Annotated in this window: 17 protein-coding genes and 1 tRNA gene; 3 read left to right on the top strand and 15 right to left on the bottom strand. The window is 67.0% G+C overall.

What is annotated here, in order from left to right; all coding sequences use genetic code 11:
* Positions 1-25 precede the first annotated feature (25 nt).
* The 6 genes from OXM58_09500 to OXM58_09475 all read right to left on the bottom strand — a co-directional run bounded on the left by OXM58_09500 (position 26) and on the right by OXM58_09475 (position 4,016).
* Positions 26-988, bottom strand: coding sequence for a hypothetical protein (locus tag OXM58_09500; GenBank protein ID MDE0148597.1), 963 nt, complete (start codon positions 986-988; stop codon positions 26-28).
* Complete coding sequence (gene lptC, locus OXM58_09495) at positions 985-1,689, bottom strand: LPS export ABC transporter periplasmic protein LptC (protein MDE0148596.1); 705 nt, start codon at positions 1,687-1,689, stop codon at positions 985-987. Before lptC ends, OXM58_09500 begins: the two co-directional genes overlap by 4 nt.
* Positions 1,686-2,735 carry a KpsF/GutQ family sugar-phosphate isomerase gene (locus tag OXM58_09490; GenBank protein ID MDE0148595.1) on the bottom strand — a complete coding sequence of 350 codons (1,050 nt, stop codon included), beginning with the start codon at positions 2,733-2,735 and terminating at the stop codon, positions 1,686-1,688. The genes lptC and OXM58_09490 overlap by 4 nt, the downstream gene beginning before the upstream one ends.
* A gap of 152 nt (positions 2,736-2,887) precedes the next feature.
* Positions 2,888-3,514 (bottom strand): ribonuclease D, encoded by a 627-nt coding sequence (locus OXM58_09485; protein ID MDE0148594.1) that lies wholly within the window; start codon positions 3,512-3,514, stop codon positions 2,888-2,890.
* Between the two features lie 125 nt (positions 3,515-3,639).
* Positions 3,640-3,726 (bottom strand) — tRNA-Leu (locus tag OXM58_09480).
* A gap of 2 nt (positions 3,727-3,728) precedes the next feature.
* The gene (locus OXM58_09475) at positions 3,729-4,016 is read right to left on the bottom strand and encodes a hypothetical protein (protein ID MDE0148593.1); all 288 of its coding nucleotides are present in this window, start codon (positions 4,014-4,016) and stop codon (positions 3,729-3,731) included.
* Positions 4,017-4,042: 26 nt separating this feature from the next.
* Between OXM58_09475 and OXM58_09470 the strand changes: the two genes are divergently transcribed.
* Positions 4,043-4,978 (top strand): complex I NDUFA9 subunit family protein, encoded by a 936-nt coding sequence (locus tag OXM58_09470; GenBank protein ID MDE0148592.1) that lies wholly within the window; start codon positions 4,043-4,045, stop codon positions 4,976-4,978.
* A 35-nt stretch (positions 4,979-5,013) separates the two neighbouring features.
* On the opposite strand, the gene OXM58_09465 is transcribed toward OXM58_09470, so the two are convergent.
* From OXM58_09465 to OXM58_09425, 9 genes are all read right to left on the bottom strand, one after another.
* Positions 5,014-5,865 (bottom strand): undecaprenyl-diphosphate phosphatase, encoded by an 852-nt coding sequence (locus OXM58_09465; GenBank protein ID MDE0148591.1) that lies wholly within the window; start codon positions 5,863-5,865, stop codon positions 5,014-5,016.
* 270 nt (positions 5,866-6,135) lie between these two features.
* Positions 6,136-7,605 carry an exodeoxyribonuclease VII large subunit gene (gene xseA / locus OXM58_09460; GenBank protein MDE0148590.1) on the bottom strand — a complete coding sequence of 490 codons (1,470 nt, stop codon included), beginning with the start codon at positions 7,603-7,605 and terminating at the stop codon, positions 6,136-6,138.
* Entirely contained in the window at positions 7,602-8,426 is an 825-nt protein-coding gene (gene proC, locus OXM58_09455; GenBank protein ID MDE0148589.1) for a pyrroline-5-carboxylate reductase, read from the bottom strand. The genes xseA and proC overlap by 4 nt, the downstream gene beginning before the upstream one ends.
* Before the next feature lie 11 nt (positions 8,427-8,437).
* Positions 8,438-8,938: a YbjN domain-containing protein gene (locus OXM58_09450; GenBank protein MDE0148588.1), complete on the bottom strand. Its 501-nt coding sequence runs from the start codon at positions 8,936-8,938 to the stop codon at positions 8,438-8,440.
* Between the two features lie 321 nt (positions 8,939-9,259).
* Complete coding sequence (locus tag OXM58_09445; GenBank protein ID MDE0148587.1) at positions 9,260-9,544, bottom strand: accessory factor UbiK family protein; 285 nt, start codon at positions 9,542-9,544, stop codon at positions 9,260-9,262.
* Positions 9,545-9,643: 99 nt separating this feature from the next.
* The gene (modC, locus tag OXM58_09440; GenBank protein ID MDE0148586.1) at positions 9,644-10,753 is read right to left on the bottom strand and encodes a molybdenum ABC transporter ATP-binding protein; all 1,110 of its coding nucleotides are present in this window, start codon (positions 10,751-10,753) and stop codon (positions 9,644-9,646) included.
* Positions 10,746-11,453: a molybdate ABC transporter permease subunit gene (modB, locus tag OXM58_09435; GenBank protein MDE0148585.1), complete on the bottom strand. Its 708-nt coding sequence runs from the start codon at positions 11,451-11,453 to the stop codon at positions 10,746-10,748. The genes modC and modB overlap by 8 nt, the downstream gene beginning before the upstream one ends.
* A 12-nt stretch (positions 11,454-11,465) precedes the next feature.
* On the bottom strand, positions 11,466-12,260 hold the full coding sequence (gene modA, locus OXM58_09430; GenBank protein MDE0148584.1) for a molybdate ABC transporter substrate-binding protein: 795 nt from the start codon (positions 12,258-12,260) through the stop codon (positions 11,466-11,468).
* 106 nt (positions 12,261-12,366) lie between these two features.
* A complete protein-coding gene (locus OXM58_09425; GenBank protein ID MDE0148583.1) occupies positions 12,367-12,723 on the bottom strand; it encodes a hypothetical protein in 357 nt (118 codons plus the stop codon).
* Positions 12,724-13,590: 867 nt separating this feature from the next.
* On the opposite strand from OXM58_09425, the gene lgt reads away from it, so the two are divergent.
* Positions 13,591-14,448 (top strand): prolipoprotein diacylglyceryl transferase, encoded by an 858-nt coding sequence (lgt, locus tag OXM58_09420; GenBank protein ID MDE0148582.1) that lies wholly within the window; start codon positions 13,591-13,593, stop codon positions 14,446-14,448.
* Positions 14,445-15,593 (top strand): SAM-dependent methyltransferase, encoded by a 1,149-nt coding sequence (locus tag OXM58_09415; protein MDE0148581.1) that lies wholly within the window; start codon positions 14,445-14,447, stop codon positions 15,591-15,593. Before lgt ends, OXM58_09415 begins: the two co-directional genes overlap by 4 nt.
* Positions 15,594-15,835: the final 242 nt, after the last annotated feature.

Genomic DNA, 15,835 nt, shown 5'->3' with positions numbered 1-15,835 from the left:
CAGGTAACGCTTCGGCAAACGGACATTACTGCGCGCCGGTCTGATTTTCCCGCGCGCGCGGCGCGGCATCGATCCGCTGTGTCAGCACGGCGCCGGTCTTTCCACCTGCAACCGTCTTGGAATTTCGCGGCGCGCTTCCGCGGTCGCTCTTTTTCCTGACGTCGGAAGCATCCGGTTTGCACGCCTTTGCGCTGTCGCCCGGAACCAGCAGGACCCTGACCCGGCCGACCATGCGACTCACGCCGGTTTTGAGATTGACGACCGCCTTTTCGCCATTCAGCTGATTCTCGCAACGGGTCAGCTTTACGTTTCCGGTCAGGGTTGCGAGCCGTGATTCGCTGTCGTAGTCGCCGCGGTCGGCGCGGATGACTTCGGTCCTGGTGGTTATGACGACGCTGCCCTGCGCTTCGACACGGCGCAGGGCGACTCTGCCGCCGGCGCTGTCTTTCAGAAAGGCGACGAAGCGGCTGGCGCGGATGACCCGCTCGCCATCCACGACTTTCGCGTTTCCGATCACGAAGGCGCGTTGATCCTTGCTGCGATACTCGATCCGGTCGGTGGCGGTGATGGTCTGCGAACCGTTTGCCAGCTTCAGATTGCGTCCGCGCAAGACGAAAACGCCGGTATCGATCATGTAAATTGCCGATTCGCCGGTCGCCGTCTCTTTCGCGGTCTTGATGTCGACGTTGCCTGTCGCCGTGACCTTCCAGAACTGCGTCCTGTTTTCCGCGCGCTTTCTGTAGTGCGCCTTCAATTCGTCGGCGCGGATGTTGGTCTTGCCTTGCCGCGCCGTCGCATTGCCCCGGGCGATATACACCTGCTCCTTGCGGCGCCATTCGACGCCCCCATCGGCTTCGATCGACAAGGGCTGATCCGAGCGGGCAAGCAACCCTTCGTTCTGTGCATGGAGCGGCTGCGGCGCCGACAGCCATGCAAGCGGAAGGGCCGCGCCGGCAAGCAGAAGAGACAGTCCGGCCGCCCGGCTCATCGGGTGGATTCCAGAAGAGCGGCAGGCTCGGCGGCGGGTTCGGCAGGACTTCCATCCGGACCTGCCCGGTCCAGGTGCAAAGTCGCCTTGGTCCTGCCCGTGAAAATCACGGTCATCCCCCTGTCGACGATCCGGAATCCCTGTGCCGCAACCGTCGTCTCCGGTCCGGAGGCGTAGACGTTGCGTCCGCCCCAGGCCGAGTTCGATTTCATGTCGAACGTCGCCTCTGCGGTCCGGAAGCGATAATCGCTGCCATGATAGACATTCACATCCCCCGACAGCGTCAACCGGTTCCTCGCGCGGTCGAACCGGCCGTTGTCCGCCTTGATCCGTACCTGAACGCCGCCGGTGAGCTCAAGATTCGCCTCCGGATCGTCGAGCGCCACCGCCGTCGCCTTGTGGTCGACCTGTCGGGCTCTCGTCGCCGTCAGGCGGTAGGGACGATTCCGGTCGTCGGTCGCAACAAAAACCGGCGCTTCCATCGTGAAGTTTCGCAGGCCGGACGGAGTCAGGGCATCGCGGGCCACGTCGCTCGCCTGCTTGCCGGTACTGACAAAGGTCGGCCAGAATAGCGCCGCCACAATGATCGTGAAAGCGAGGCTCGGCAACGCGAATTTCATCAGGTTCACGAAGCGCGTATAGCCGTCCCGCTGCCGGGCCCGGGCTTCGCGATACCGCCGGGACCGGCCCGCATCCGTCATGCCACGCCGTCCCGCAGGCAGTCGTGAAGATGGACGAACCCGACCGGCTCACCGTCGCGGACGGCGAACAGGCCTGTAATTTCGCGTGCATTCATGAGGCCAAGGGCTTCCGCCGCCAGCGCTTCCGGACGGATCGTAACCGGATCCGGGGTCATCACGCCAGACGCTTCCCGCGATACCAGGCCGGCATCCATGTGCCGCCGCAGGTCGCCGTCCGTAATGATGCCGACGAGATCGCCTGCCGAGCCGACCACTCCGGCGCAGCCGAGCCGGCGTGCGGTCATGACAATCAGAACTTCGGCCATCCGGTCGTCCGGACGGACCAGAGGCATCGCGTCGCCGGTGTGCATGATGTCGGCGACCCGGGTCAGGCGCCGGCCGAGCTTGCCGCCCGGATGAAGGACCTGGAAGTCATCGGCGGAGAAGCCGCGGCGCTCCAGAAGCGCCACCGCCAGCGCATCGCCCAGGGCCAGCGCCATCGCCATCGACGTGGTCGGCGCCAGGCCGAGCGGGCAGGCCTCGGCCGACCTGGGCATCGTCAGCGCGACGGTCGACGCTTCGGCAAGGGCGCTGTCCGGATCGCCGGTAATCCCGATCAGGTCGATTCCGAACCGGCTGCAATAGCCGATGATGTCGTTCAGTTCCGTCGTCTCGCCGGAGTTCGACAGCGCCAGCACCACGTCATCGGGGCGGATCATGCCCATGTCGCCGTGGCTGGCTTCGCCCGGATGCACGAAATAGGCCGGCGTTCCGACCGACGCCATGGTCGCGGCGATCTTGCGGCCGATATGGCCGCTCTTGCCCATGCCGGTTACGACCAGCCGCCCCGCCGTGCCGCGGATAATCTCGACGGCCCGGCAGAATGCGTCGCCCATGTCGCTGTCCAGGGCCGTCTTCAGCGCGGCGATGCCCTCGCATTCAAGGGTGAAGACGCGAAGCGCAGAGGCAACGACCTCGCTGCGGCCATCGACGACCGGCGCCGTCACCTCGGCAAAATCGCGCTCTTCCGGGCTTTCGGGCGCGGCATTGGGTGATGGCTGTCTCATTTCCTCTCCGCAACCGGAACGAAGGGCCGGTTGTGCCGACGCCGGCAGCGGCACATGCCTCCGGGCGGTTTGCCCGGCAGCCGCTGTTCCGAAATCCGGCATCGATCCTAACAGAATTGATCCACTTGGGCCAATTCGGCGGCGAAACGGGTTCACGAATAGGCAAATATGTCCCGTTCGGCCCAGCCGGCAATATCCAGGGCCGCCCTGTAGGGAAGAAAATCGAAACATTTCCGGGCCAGTTCGGTCCGGCCTTCGCGCTCGAGCAACCGGTCGAGTTCGGTCTTGAGCCGATGCAGGTAGAGGACATCGGTCGCCGCATAGCGCCGCTGGTCCTCGTCCAGTTCCTCTGCGCCCCAGTCGGAGGTCTGCTGCTGCTTGGAGATTTCGACGTCCAGAAGATCCTTGCAGAGCTCCTTCAGGCCGTGGCGGTCGGTCATGGTGCGGACGAGTTGCGACGCGATTTTCGTGCAGTAGACCGGCGCTGTCAGGACACCGAGCCGGTGCAGGAAAACCGCGATGTCGAAGCGACCGAAATGAAAGAGTTTCAGGATCGCCGGATCGGCCAGGATCGCACCGAGATTCGGCGCTTCGGTCTGCCCGTTCGCAATCTGGACAAGGTGACAGACACCGTCTCCGGCGGACAGTTGTACGAGGCACAGCCGGTCCCGCGCCGGATTGAGGCCCATGGTCTCGGAATCGACGGCGACCGGCCCGCTAAAGCGCAGCCCGTCCGGGAGATCGCCGCGATATAGTCGGATGTCCGGTGCCGTCGCCATTGCCGCTAAATGTACTGCCCTTGACCGCGCATCGGGCCGTCCCGATCCGGAGGGCGCCGGCGGCAGGATGCCGTCTCCGCAACCGGCCTCGCGCAGTCCTTGCCGAAACGCGGCGCTGACGGGAATGGTGCCCAGGAGAAGACTCGAACTTCCACGGCCATGCGGCCACAGGTACCTGAAACCTGCGCGTCTACCAATTCCGCCACCTGGGCACTCAACCGCCGCCTCCCGGCCGGCACGGTCGCCGACGCAAAATCCGGCCGCGCGCCGTTCGCTCAAGACGAAGCGCCAGTGGGTAACCGCCGGGCTTCGCCCTGTCAATCGCACAGCCGGGACGCGGCGGCGCAGCGATGTCGCGGATTGCATCCGGTGGATCGTTCATCGTCCGCCATTGCCGCTCCTGCACGCCGAACCGGCCGCGTGCCGAACCGGTCATGTCGGCTTCGTCACATTGTTTTTCAACGGTCGGAAGGCTAGGGAATGGCGTTTCCAAGGTCGCCATGTCTCTCGCCAGCCAACGGACAGCAGATGGAACGGGTAACGGTCTTCGGCGGCTCGGGTTTCGTCGGGCGGTATGTCGTGAAACGCCTCGCGGAGCGCGGAACGATCGTGCGGGCCGCGGTGCGCAACCCGGAACGTGCATTGTTTCTGAAACCGATGGGCGCAGTCGGGCAGGTTGCGCCGGTGCCGGGCGATGTTCGCAGCGAACGGTCGGTTCGGGCCGCGGTTCGCGATGCGGACGCCGTCATCAATGCGGTCGGCTTTTGGGACGGATCGCGCAACGGGTTCGATTCGGTCCACCATGAGGGCGCGGGCCGGGTCGCCAGACTGAGCCGGGAGGCCGGAGCCCGGCGGCTCGTCCATCTGTCGGGCATCGGCGCGACGGAGGCATCGAAATCCAGATACGTCGTTGCCCGCGCCCGGGGCGAACACGCCGTTCGCGACGCTTTCGGCAATGCGACCATACTCCAGCCCTCCGTCATCTTCGGCCAGGAAGACCGGTTCTTCAACCTGATCGGCCGCATCCTGAAAAACGCGCCCGTCTTTCCGGTCATTGCCGGGGCGACGAAAATGCAGCCTGTCTATGTCGGCGACGTTGCAGAGGCGGCCGTTGCCGCCCTGGACCTGCCGGAAGGCGGTGTCTTTCAACTCGGGGGGCCGCGGGTCTATCGCCATATCGAATTGATCGACCTTGCAATGACCATATGCGCGCGGCGGCGTCGGCGGGTCGCGCTTCCGATGGGTCCGCTGTCCCTTTTGGCGGGCATTCTCGACCTGCTGCCGGTGCCGACGCCCCTTACGAGGGATACTCTGGCGCTGCTCCGCGAGGACAATATTGTCGGGGAAGATGCGCGGGGATTTCCGGACTTGGGGATAACGCCGGCCGCCGCCGAAGCGATCGCGCCGACCTATCTGGATCAGTATCGTCCCCACGGGCGGTTCCGGCAGGCGAAGACGGCCTGAAACAGCCTGTTGCCGCCTTCCCGGTGCAGTTTCCCCTATTGAAGCCTGAGGGCCATGCCTTCGACGTAGATCAGATACAAGAGCAGCCCGCCCAACAGTATTCGGTAGACCGCAAATGGCGTGAACGTCGCGCGCCGCAGCCAGGCCATCATGCCTGCGATGGCGAGCAGCGCGGCGGCCAGCGCCAGCAGGGCGGCGAGCAATGCGTCGGTCTGCAAGGCGACGTTGCCCGACTTGTAAATGTCGTAACCGAAGAGCGCCGAGGCGCCGAGAATCGCCGGGATTGCGAGGAGCATCGAAATGGTCGCGGCGTCGGACCGCTCGAAACCGAGCGCCCGGGCGGCGGTCATGGCAATTCCGGCCCGGCTCGTCCCCGGTATCAGCGCGAGCACCTGGGCCAGGCCGATAACGATCGCCTGCCCGAATGTCGTATGTTCCATCTTGCTGATGGTCAGGCCGGTCCGGTCGGCGAACCAGAGCAGCAGGCCAAATCCCAGGCTGGCCCAGGCGACGACTTCGACGCTGCGCCAGGCGCTGCCGAACAGGGTGTTGACCAGCATGCCGGCGACGACCAGCGGAACTGTCGCAACGACAAGATACAGGAATAGCCGCCCCTCATCGGTAACCCGTCCGGCCAGCAGCCGGATTCCGCCGCCCGCCACACGCCCGACATCGCGCCAGAAATAGAGCATGACGGCCCCGAGAGAGCCGAGGTGAACCGCGACGTCCAAAGTCAGCCTTTCGTTGGCCGTGCCGGCGCGCGTAGCGACCCCGCTCTGCTCGAAGACCTCCCAGGTCAGCACCAGGTGGCCGGACGAACTGATCGGCAGAAACTCGGTGATCCCCTGGACGATCGCCAGAACGATGATTGGCAACAGCGACGCCAAGCTTTCTTCTCCAATGCCTTTCCCGGGCGACGGCAGACCCCTCGACGCGGCCTATCACACAGGGTCCCGTCGAGGCCACAGGCCCATTAATACCGTATCGGTAGCATTTATTGGCAGACTTCGCTCCAGCATCCCGAATTTCAAGCCGGGGACGGCCATCGTCGAGTAAAGGTCCGACGCCGGAACAGGCAGGTCGGGGCCGGTCCGGTCGGGCGTACCGTCAACGCCGTATCGCAGCAAGGTCCGGCTCCGCCCCGGCCGATGCAGTCTCTACAACAAAGATCCCTGCTCGCCGTCGGCCGGCGGACGGGGACGGCGCGCCGGCTTCCGGGCCGCGGCGGATTTTCCGCCGCCCGTCCTTTCGCTTGAGGGCGGATCGATCAGCGCGGGGACGCTGCCGTCGCCGAAGCGGAGCGTCACGCGGCCGGCGCGCTGCGCCGCTGCACTGTCGGTGACCGGCCGTCCGCCCGCATCGCGGACCAGCGCAAAGCCGCGATCCAGGACCCGGCCGTAGGAATAGGATTCAAGCAGGTCGGCCCGGTGCTTCAGGCGTTCGTGCATTGCGTCGAGGCGCCGCTGCATCTGCGGCCGCAAACGGGCGCCGAGATCGTCCGTCCGGTCGCGCCGGCGGTTGACGAGCTGGACGAGGGCGGCAGGCCGGATGCCGGCCGCGAGCCGGTCGGCCGCAGACCGCTTTTCCCGGACCAGGCTGCGCAGGCCGAGTCCGAGACGCTCGGCCCGGTCGTCCAGTTGCTGGGCCCTGGCGTCGAGAAGCGACTGGGGGTCCGGCAAGCCGCGGCCGGCGGACTCCAGGCGCAGGCGGTACTCCTCGCGCAGCCGCCCCATCGCCGACACCAGCCGCCGGCCGTCGTCCAGGATTTGGGCGACCAGTTCGCTGCGCACCGGCACGGCCATTTCGGCCGCTGCGGTCGGGGTCGGCGCGCGGCGGTCCGCGGCATGGTCGATCAGCGTCGTGTCGGTCTCGTGGCCGACCGCGCTGACCAGCGGAATGTCCGAGGCTGCCGCGGCCCGGACGACACTTTCCTCGTTGAACGGCCACAGATCCTCGATCGATCCGCCGCCCCGTGCGACGATCAGCAGATCGGGCCGCGGAATTCCGGAATCGCCCCGGATCGCATTGAAGCCCTCGATCGCGTCGGCAACTTCCCCGGCCGCCGAATCGCCCTGCACCCGCACCGGCCAGAGTAGGACGCGGCGCGGGAACCGGTCCTCCAGGCGGTGAAGGATGTCCCGGATCACGGCGCCTGTGGGCGACGTCACGACGCCGATGACGGCCGGCAGGAAGGGCAGCGGCCTCTTCCGGCTCTCGTCGAACAGCCCCTCGGCCGCCAGCTTGCGCCGGCGCTCCTCGAGCAGCTTCAGAAGCGCGCCCTCGCCGGCGGCCTCCAGCGCCTCGATGACAATCTGGTATTTCGAGCGGCCGGCGTATGTGGTCAGCTTGCCGGTCGCGATGACCTCGAGGCCGTCTTCCGGCTCGACCGCCAGGCGTCCGGCCGCGCCGCGCCAGCACACGGCGTCGAGGACGGCGCTGTCGTCCTTCAGGGCCATGTAGAGATGGCCCGATCCGGCCCGCTTGAATCCGGAGATTTCTCCACGTACCCGGACGCGGCTGAATTCGCCTTCGACCACCCGCTTGAGCGACGCGGACAGTTCCGAGACCGTGGCGACCGGGGTATTGTGACCGGGGCCGGTCTCCGGCCCGTCCTCGAAAGCGCTCATCCGCCCAGCTCCCGCGAGCGGCGGGCCGCAGCGGCGATGGCCCTTTTCATCAGGGCGCCGAGCCCGTCGTTGGCCATCAGGACTTTCAGTGCAGCCTCGGTCGTGCCGCCGGGGCTGGTGACGTTGCGGCGCAGGGTGGCGGCATCTTCCGGCGCGCGATGCAGCAGCTCGCCGGCGCCGGCCACGGTCGCCCGCGCCAGCGCACCGGCCGCTTCCGGCGAGAGCCCCTGGGCGATGCCGGCGTCGGTCATGGCCTCGACCAGATGAAAGACATAGGCCGGCCCGCTGCCGGATACGGCGGTGACGGCGTCGATCTCCGCTTCGTCCGTTACCCAGACCACCGCGCCCACGGCGCCCAGCAGGGCTTCGCACAGGGCGCGGCCATCCGGCGGCACATTGGCGTTGCAGATTGCTGCGGTCACGCCACGCCCGACGGCCGCCGGCGTGTTCGGCATGGACCGGACGACCGGCACGTCGCGCCCCAGAATCAATTCGAAGAAGCGGATCGGCGTCCCTGCCGCGATGGAAAGAAACACGGCGCCGGAACCGGCATAGGGCCGATAGTCGGGGACCACGGCGTCCATCACCTGCGGCTTGACGGCAAACAGGACGACGTCCGGGCGGAAACCCGAAGGCGTTTCCTCCACCCTGCGGACGAACACGGGGCCCGGACCTTCGGCGAAGGCACCTGCGGCTTCAGGTGCGGGCTCCACAGCGACGATGTTGCCGGCGCGGGCGCCGGCCGCGAGCCAGCCGCGCGCCAGGGCGCCGCCCATCTTCCCGCAGCCGACCAGCAACAGGCGCGCTGCGGCAAGGTCCATGATTTTGCCCCTTATGCTTCTCCAACGGTGTCCAGCAGGGAAGCGGTCACCGCCTCGTTGGCCGTCTTGCCGCCCCAGGTGACGAACTGGAAGGCGGGATAGAATCGCTCGCACTCGGACAGGGCGATGTCAACCAGGTCTTCGAGCTGTTCGACGCTGGCGCCCTGGTGGCCGCGCAGCAGCACCGTGTGCCGGAAGACCGGGTTCGAATCCTCTTCCGGAACGACGAAAGTGCCCAGCCAGAGCTTGTTGTTTATCTTCAGCAGTAACTGCGAGATATCGATCAGTTTCTTCTTGGGAATGCGCATGTCCATGAAACAGGAAAGATGAATGGCGTTCAGATCCTCGCTCCACACGAAATGCATGTGGTAGCCGCACCAGTGGCCCGGATATTCGACGGCCATTTCGTCGTCGCCGCTGCGCTCGAACGACCATTCGTTCGCAGCGACGATTTCTTCCAGTGTGTCCAGGGGGTTGGGCGTTGTCCAGGTATCGAGCGCGATGCCAGACATGAGTCGCTCTCCTGTAGCGGCTCCTGGAAAGAGAGGAGCCGGAGCGTGAACGCGGGGCGCCGCCCGCCGCGGCCGGCGATACCGCGCGCGACCGATCACTGACCTTTATCTTGTGGTATTGGAACGGCCGCATACCACCAGATGTGGAGCCTGCCACCGTACGTATTTTCTCGCAACAAGATTTATTAGTGCAAATCAGGTTTTACACAAGATATTGATTCGCCGTTTGCCGCAAGTTGCGGCGCTCCCGTATCGACATTGCGCCCGGCGGCGTCGCGGAAAAATTGCCGGTGTTTCGGCGTACAGATTTTTTGCGGGCGATCACGCGCCCTTGCGGCGGCCGCGCGCCGGTTTTTCGAGCTTTTCCAGGCGCTGCTGGAGTTCGGTCAACCGCGCTTCGAGGGCCTCCTGCCCGTCGCGCGCCTTTGCCGCCATGTCCCGGGCGACGTCGAACTCCTCGCGGGTCACCAGGTCCATGTCGGCCAGCAATCCCTGGAGCCGGGCCTTGACCATCGCCTCCGCTTCCGACCGGACACCGGCGGCGACGCCCAGCATACCCGTCGTGACCCGGGCGAAATCGTCGATCAGCTTGTTGTTGGCCTGCATGGCGATGCCTCCTGCCGCCCCGACTTTCAATGGCGCATTACATGGGCGCGCCGCCGCCGCACGGCAAACGCCGCGTCGCCGCGCCGGACGGAAGCCGGGTCATGTCACGATCTCGTCGCGCGGCGGCAGCGCCATGCTGCGCCGGTCCATCGCCACCGACTTGATCAGCGCGAAGACGTCCACGCCCGGCGCCAGTTCCAGATCGCGAACCGCGTTGGCGGTCACCGTGGCGGCGATGCGGCTTTCCCCCGTCTCGCCGGCGATGGAAATCGCCACGGTCCGGAACGGCCCGTCGGATTCCGTCACCGACCGGACCGTTCCTGGCAGGATGTTGCGGATGCTGACGCGGTCCGGCTTCTCCAGGGCGACGGAGACGTCCCGCGCCCGGATCCGCACCCGGATCGCGCTGCCCACCGGCAGCGGCACGGAGGGCACCCACAGGCTGCCGCCGGGAATGGCGAGCCGGCTCATCGCGCCGGCGACGTCCTGTTCGGCGACGCGGGCGGCCAGTACGGCGCCGGCCTGGAACCGGCCTGTCAGCGGCATCAGCTCCGGGCGGGTGAAGACCTCGTCGACCGAGCCGGTGGCCGCGACCGATCCGTCCGACAGCAGGACGACCCGGTCGGCAAGGCGCGCCACTTCGTCGATCTGGTGGCTGACATAGACGACGGGCAGGCCGGCCTCGTCGCGCAGCCGCTCGATATAGGGCAGGATTTCCGCCTTCCGGGCGGCGTCGAGGGACGCCAGGGGTTCGTCCATCAGCAGGATGTCGGGCTCGGACAACAGGGCCCGGCCGATCGCCACGCGCTGCTGTTCGCCGCCCGAAAGGGTCGCCGGCTTCCGTTCCAGAAGCGCTTCGAGGCCCAGCATGCCGATGACGCCGCTGAACCGGCCGTTGCGTCCGGCCGCTCTCGCGTAGAGCAGATTGCGGCGGACCGTCAGGTGCGGGAACAGGCGGCCTTCCTGGAACACGACGCCGACCCGGCGCTGCGGCGTTGCGATATCGATGCCCTTTGCGCCGTCGAACAGGATACGGCCGCCCAGCGCGATCCGCCCGGCGTCCGGCGTCATGAGCCCGGCGATCATCTGGACCGTGCTGGTCTTGCCGGCCCCGGACCGGCCGAACAGGGCCGTCACGCCGCCGGCACTTTCGAACCGTATATCGAGCGCCGTTTCGCCGAGGCGCTTTCTCGCGTCGACGTCAAGCATCGCCGGACCGCTCCGTGGCAGACAGGCCGCGGCGCGCCCGCCGGGCCAGGATTTCCGACGCCACGACGGCGAGAACCGAAATGGCGATGGCGATCAGGGTGAGGCGGAATACGGCGCTCTCCTCGCCCGGCACCTGGAGCAGCGCGTAGACCGCGAGCGAGAGGGTCTGCGTTTCGCCCGGGATATTCGAGACCAGGGTGATGGTTGCGCCGAATTCGCCCAGCGCCTTGGCGAAGCCGAGCACGGCGCCGGCCAGCACGCCGGGCATCGCAAGCGGCAGGGCGATCGTGGCGAAGCGCCGCCACCGCCCGGCGCCAAGCGTCGCGGCGGCCTGTTCCAGCCGCACGTCGACGGCTTCGAAGGAGAGGCGGATCGGCCGCACGATCAGCGGAAAGGCCATGACGCCGGCCGCCACCGCCGCCCCGGTCCAGCGAAAGGCGATCTCGATGCCGAACCAGTCCTTGAGCCAGCTGCCGATCCAGCCCTGGTTGCCGAACAGGATCAGCAGCACGAAACCGGTCACGACCGGCGGCAGGACCAGCGGCAGGGTGATGAAGGCATTGACGAGCAGCTTGCCGCGAAACTCTTTGCGCGCGAGCACCCAGCCGAGCGCAACGGCGACCGGCAGGGCGATCAGCAGGCTCCAGAAGGAGACCTTCAGGCTGAGCAGCAGGGCGTCGGTTTCCGCTTCGCTCAACATCGGCGCGGGGCCCTAGCGGTCCTTCGGCATGCCGTAGCCGGCATCGGCGAAAATCCTGCGGTAGGCCGGGCTGTGGAGCGCCTCGAGCCAGCGCCGGGCGCAGTCCGCGTCGCCGCCCCTGACGATTGCAGCGTCGTAGCGGATCGGCGGATGGGCGGCTGCCGGGATGCGCGCGGCGATGCGGACGCGCGGCTCGGCGATCGCGTCGGTTTCGTAGACGATGCCCAATGCCGTTTCCCTGCGGACGACATAGGCCGCAACGACGCGCACGTTCGCGGCCAGCACGATATTGCGCCGCGCCCGCTGCCACAGGCCGAGGGACTGGAGCGCCGCCTTCGCATAGCGCCCGGCCGGCACATGGCCCGGATCTCCGATGGCCAGACGCTCCCGCCCCAGGCGGCGCGCCGTCGCCGTGCCGGGCGCAAGCCGTTCGGCACGTCCGGACCGTCCACCGGGACCGTGGGCGATGGCGACCAGACGGTTGGTGAACAGCGTGCGCCGCGCCGCCGGATCGATCCGGCCGTTGCGTTCGAGATAGTCGAGCCAGCGCGGATCGGCGCTGACGAACAGGTCGGCCGGCGCGCCGAACCGGATCTGGCGGGCGAGGATGCCGCTCGATGCATAGGACACGCGGATCGTGCCGCCCGGCGCGAGGCAGCGCCGTTGCGTCACCAGCCGTTCGACCGCGCGGTCCAGCGGCGCCTTCAGGCTGGCCGCCGCGAAGATGACGCCGTTGCCGCCGATCTTCGCATGCGCCGGCGCTGCAACAAGCGGAAGGGCCGAAACAAGGGCGCTCGCAAGTCTCATGCCGCTTTCTATACGCAGGAATGCCGAAACGCCCAATCCCGAACATTGGCCCGAACATTGGCCCGGACACTGGACAGCGCCCCGGTAAGGCGCCGATCCCCGTCAGTCATTTCGACCCCGTCATTTCGACCGGAGCGGCGCAGCCGCGCAGTGGAGAAATCTTTTCAGTCTGATACTTCGGACCTTGCTCCGCCGGAAAAAGATTTCTCCGCTCCGCCCCGGATAAATCCGGCGCTCCGGTCGAAATGACGGCGAAGAAAAGGGCTCGGTTCGGCGCCACAAGTCGAACCGAGACGCTGCCGGATCGCCTGCCAGCATTCTTGTGCGGTCGTTCAATATTCGATTCCGGCAAATAGGGCAGAGAAACAGGAGGTTGGCCCGCTTCCCTGATCTGGACAGACCGTTCCATAAAAATAAAAAAATCCGGAACGGCCCGGCCATGGCCCGGCGGCGCTGCGCGCAAAGCCTTGTACCGCGTGGCTTTCCGGGCCGGCGGCGACTCGGAGCGTCAGGCCGGATTTGACGCAAATTCATTTCTTACAGGATCATATTCCTTGTTGACGTTCCCAATTGTTCCCCGTTTGTTTCCGACAAATGGGCCGGAAAAACAGAGGCTTGGCCGGTGTTCCTGACCCGGGCCCGGCCCGGAAAGGGCACCCCGCGTTGTGCAGAAAATTGGCCGAAAACGCCGGGTCGCGGCGTTTCGGGCTGCGCCCTGCTCTTTCTCCGTCATTCCGACCGGAGCCCCGGATTTAATCCGGGGCGGAGTGGAGGAATCTCGTCGCCGGACTCCGGGTTTCGCATTGTCGCGATCGAGCCGAGATCCCTCCGCTCGCTCCGCTCGGTCGGGATGACGATGAGGGGACGGTCGGTCGGGGTGACGGTCCCGGGATATGTCATGAAATGTCATGCCGCATCCTCCTACCTAAAGAGGGACGCGGTGTATTGCCGGCTGGATTGAACGGAAAGGCCGCCCGTGGGGCACTCCCGGATGCGTTTCGGGCGCAACTCGGGCGTTGACAGGGGCCGATATAGGAGACAAAAACTGGCATGTCAAGAAAAAAGTGATAAAATAGGTGAAAATTCTATAGCCTGCCCAAGCGCCATCCCGCCGGCGCCGCATGCCGAACCGGATACGGCCGGACATTGCCGCCGTTCGGCCGCAAACGTATAAGGCGTCCACAATTCCGGTTGCCGGGTCCGGTCGCCGGGTTCGGTCGTCTCGCCGTCTGTCCGGCGAACGTCCGGATGGCGGTGTGCGGGCTGACGCAACCCGCAGGTTACCGGCCGACGACCCCTGTTGCCCTGCTGCGGACCGCCGATGGATCCGATCCTCCTCGCGCTTGCCTATCCGTCGATCGATCCGGTGCTGGTCCGGCTCGGGCCGGTCGAAATCCGGTGGTATGCGTTGGCCTATGTCGGCGGGCTGGCCTACGCCTGGTGGTTCATGCGCCGCCTGGCCGGCACACGGCCGGCCGGATCGCGGGCCGGATCGCGGACCTTGGACGACCGGGCGGTCGACGACCTGATGTTCTGGGCGACGCTGGGCGTGATCGTCGGCGGCCGGCTCGGCTATGTGATTTTCTACAAACCGGGCTTCTATCTGGAGAACCCCGAACGGATCCTCGCCTTGTGGCAGGGCGGCATGGCATTCCATGGCGGGCTGATCGGCGTGGCGCTCGCCATCGTTCTGTTCTGCCGCAAGCGGCGCATTGACATGCTCTCCGCCGGCGACCTCGCGGCCTGCGCCGTGCCGCTGGGGCTGCTGCTCGGGCGGCTGGCCAATTTCATCAACGGCGAACTCTGGGGGCGGGTGAGCGACGTGCCCTGGGCGATGGTGTTTCCGGGCGGCGGGCCGCTGCCGCGGCATCCGTCGCAGCTCTACGAGGCCTTTCTCGAAGGGCTGCTGCTGTTCGTCGTCATCAACCTGTGGCGCCGGCGGACGGGCGCCCTCGACCGGCCCGGCGAATTGACCGGCCTGTTCTGCGCCGGCTACGGCATCGCCCGGTTCATCGTCGAATTCTTCCGCCAGCCCGACGCCTTCCTGCCCGGCAGCGGTTTCCTGTTCGGCTTCGTCACCATGGGCCAGCTGCTGTCCCTGCCGCTGGTCGCCCTGGGCGTCTGGCTGATCCTGCGCGCCCGGAAAAGAGCGGCCGTCGCCGTCAACCCGGCGGCGGACAAAGGGTGACGCCGCTCGACCGGCTGGTCCGGCGCATGATCGCGCAGAGCGGGCCCATGCCGGTCTTCCGGTTCATGGCGCTCGCCCTGCAGCATCCCGAGTACGGATATTACCGGCAGGCGGCGGCGATCGGGCGCGGCGGCGACTTCATCACCGCACCGGAAATCAGCCAGGTCTTCGGGGAACTGGTTGGCCTTTGGGCGGCGGAAGCCTGGGAGCGGGCCGGGCGACCCGATCCCTGTATCCTGTGCGAGGCCGGCCCCGGGCGGAGTGCGCTGATGGCCGATGCCCTGCGGGCGATCCGGCATGTCGTTCCCGGTTTCGCCGCTGCCGCGCGCCTTCACCTGATCGAGAGCAACGCGACGTTGCGCGCCGTCCAGGCGAAGGCCCTGGCCGGGGCGGCGCCGGTCTGGATCGAGCGGCTGGACGGGCTGCCGGAAGGCCCGGTGTTCCTGGTTGCCAACGAGTTTCTCGATGCCCTGCCGGCCCGGCAGTTCGTCATGACGCCGGACGGCTGGCGCGAGCGGACGGTGGCCCTGTCTGAACTGGGGTCTGAATTGGGGTCTGAATCGGGGTCAGAATCCGGGTCCGAATCCGGGTCCGAAGCCGGCCGGCTGGTCTTCGCCGCCGGCGACAATCCGGCCGATGCCGTCGCGGCGTCCGGCCTGTCGCTGCCGGCAAAAGCCGAACCCGGCGCGATCGGGGAAATACAGCCGGATGCGCTCGCTTTCGTTCGCGACCTGGCGCGGCGGCTCGTTGCAGCCGGCGGTGCCGCGTTGCTGATCGATTATGGCGGCAACCTGCCTGCCGGAAGGTCGACGCTCCGCGGCATCCGGGGGCACCGGCTGGTCGATCCGCTGGACGGGGCCGGCGAGACCGACCTGAGCGTCGATGTCGATTTCGCCCGACTCTGCGAAGCGGCGGGAACCGAGGGCGCCGCCGTCCTGGGCCCGGTCGGGCAGGCCGCCTTTCTCCGGTCGCTGGGGATCGAAGCCCGCCGGACGGCACTCAAGGCTTCGGCTTCGGCGGAAGACGCCGCCATCATCGACACCGCCATCGACCGGCTGATCGATCCGGCCGCGATGGGAACGGCCTTCAAGGCAATGGCGGTCACCGCGCCGTCCTGCGCCGCGCTGCCCGGGTTTCCGCCCTAGACGCCTTCGGCGGCAGTTCGCGGCGCGCCGCTTGGTAGTGTCTCGGATTGACTTTTCGTGGCGGCCAGAGTCGATTCCCTCTCCGTCATTTCGACCGAAGCCTCGGATTTATCCGGGGCGTAGCGGAGAAATCTTTCATCTGCGAAGCCTGGTCCCAAGCATTGTTCCGGAAAGATTTCTCCGCTACGCGGCTGCGCCGCTCCGGTCGAAATGACGGGGAACGAATGGATTCGGTCCAGCGT

The organism is Rhodospirillaceae bacterium, assembly GCA_028819475.1.
GTDB lineage: Bacteria > Pseudomonadota > Alphaproteobacteria > Bin65 > Bin65 > Bin65.
Note: the sequence above shows the minus strand (reverse complement) of the source record. Positions and strands in the feature narration are given on the sequence as shown.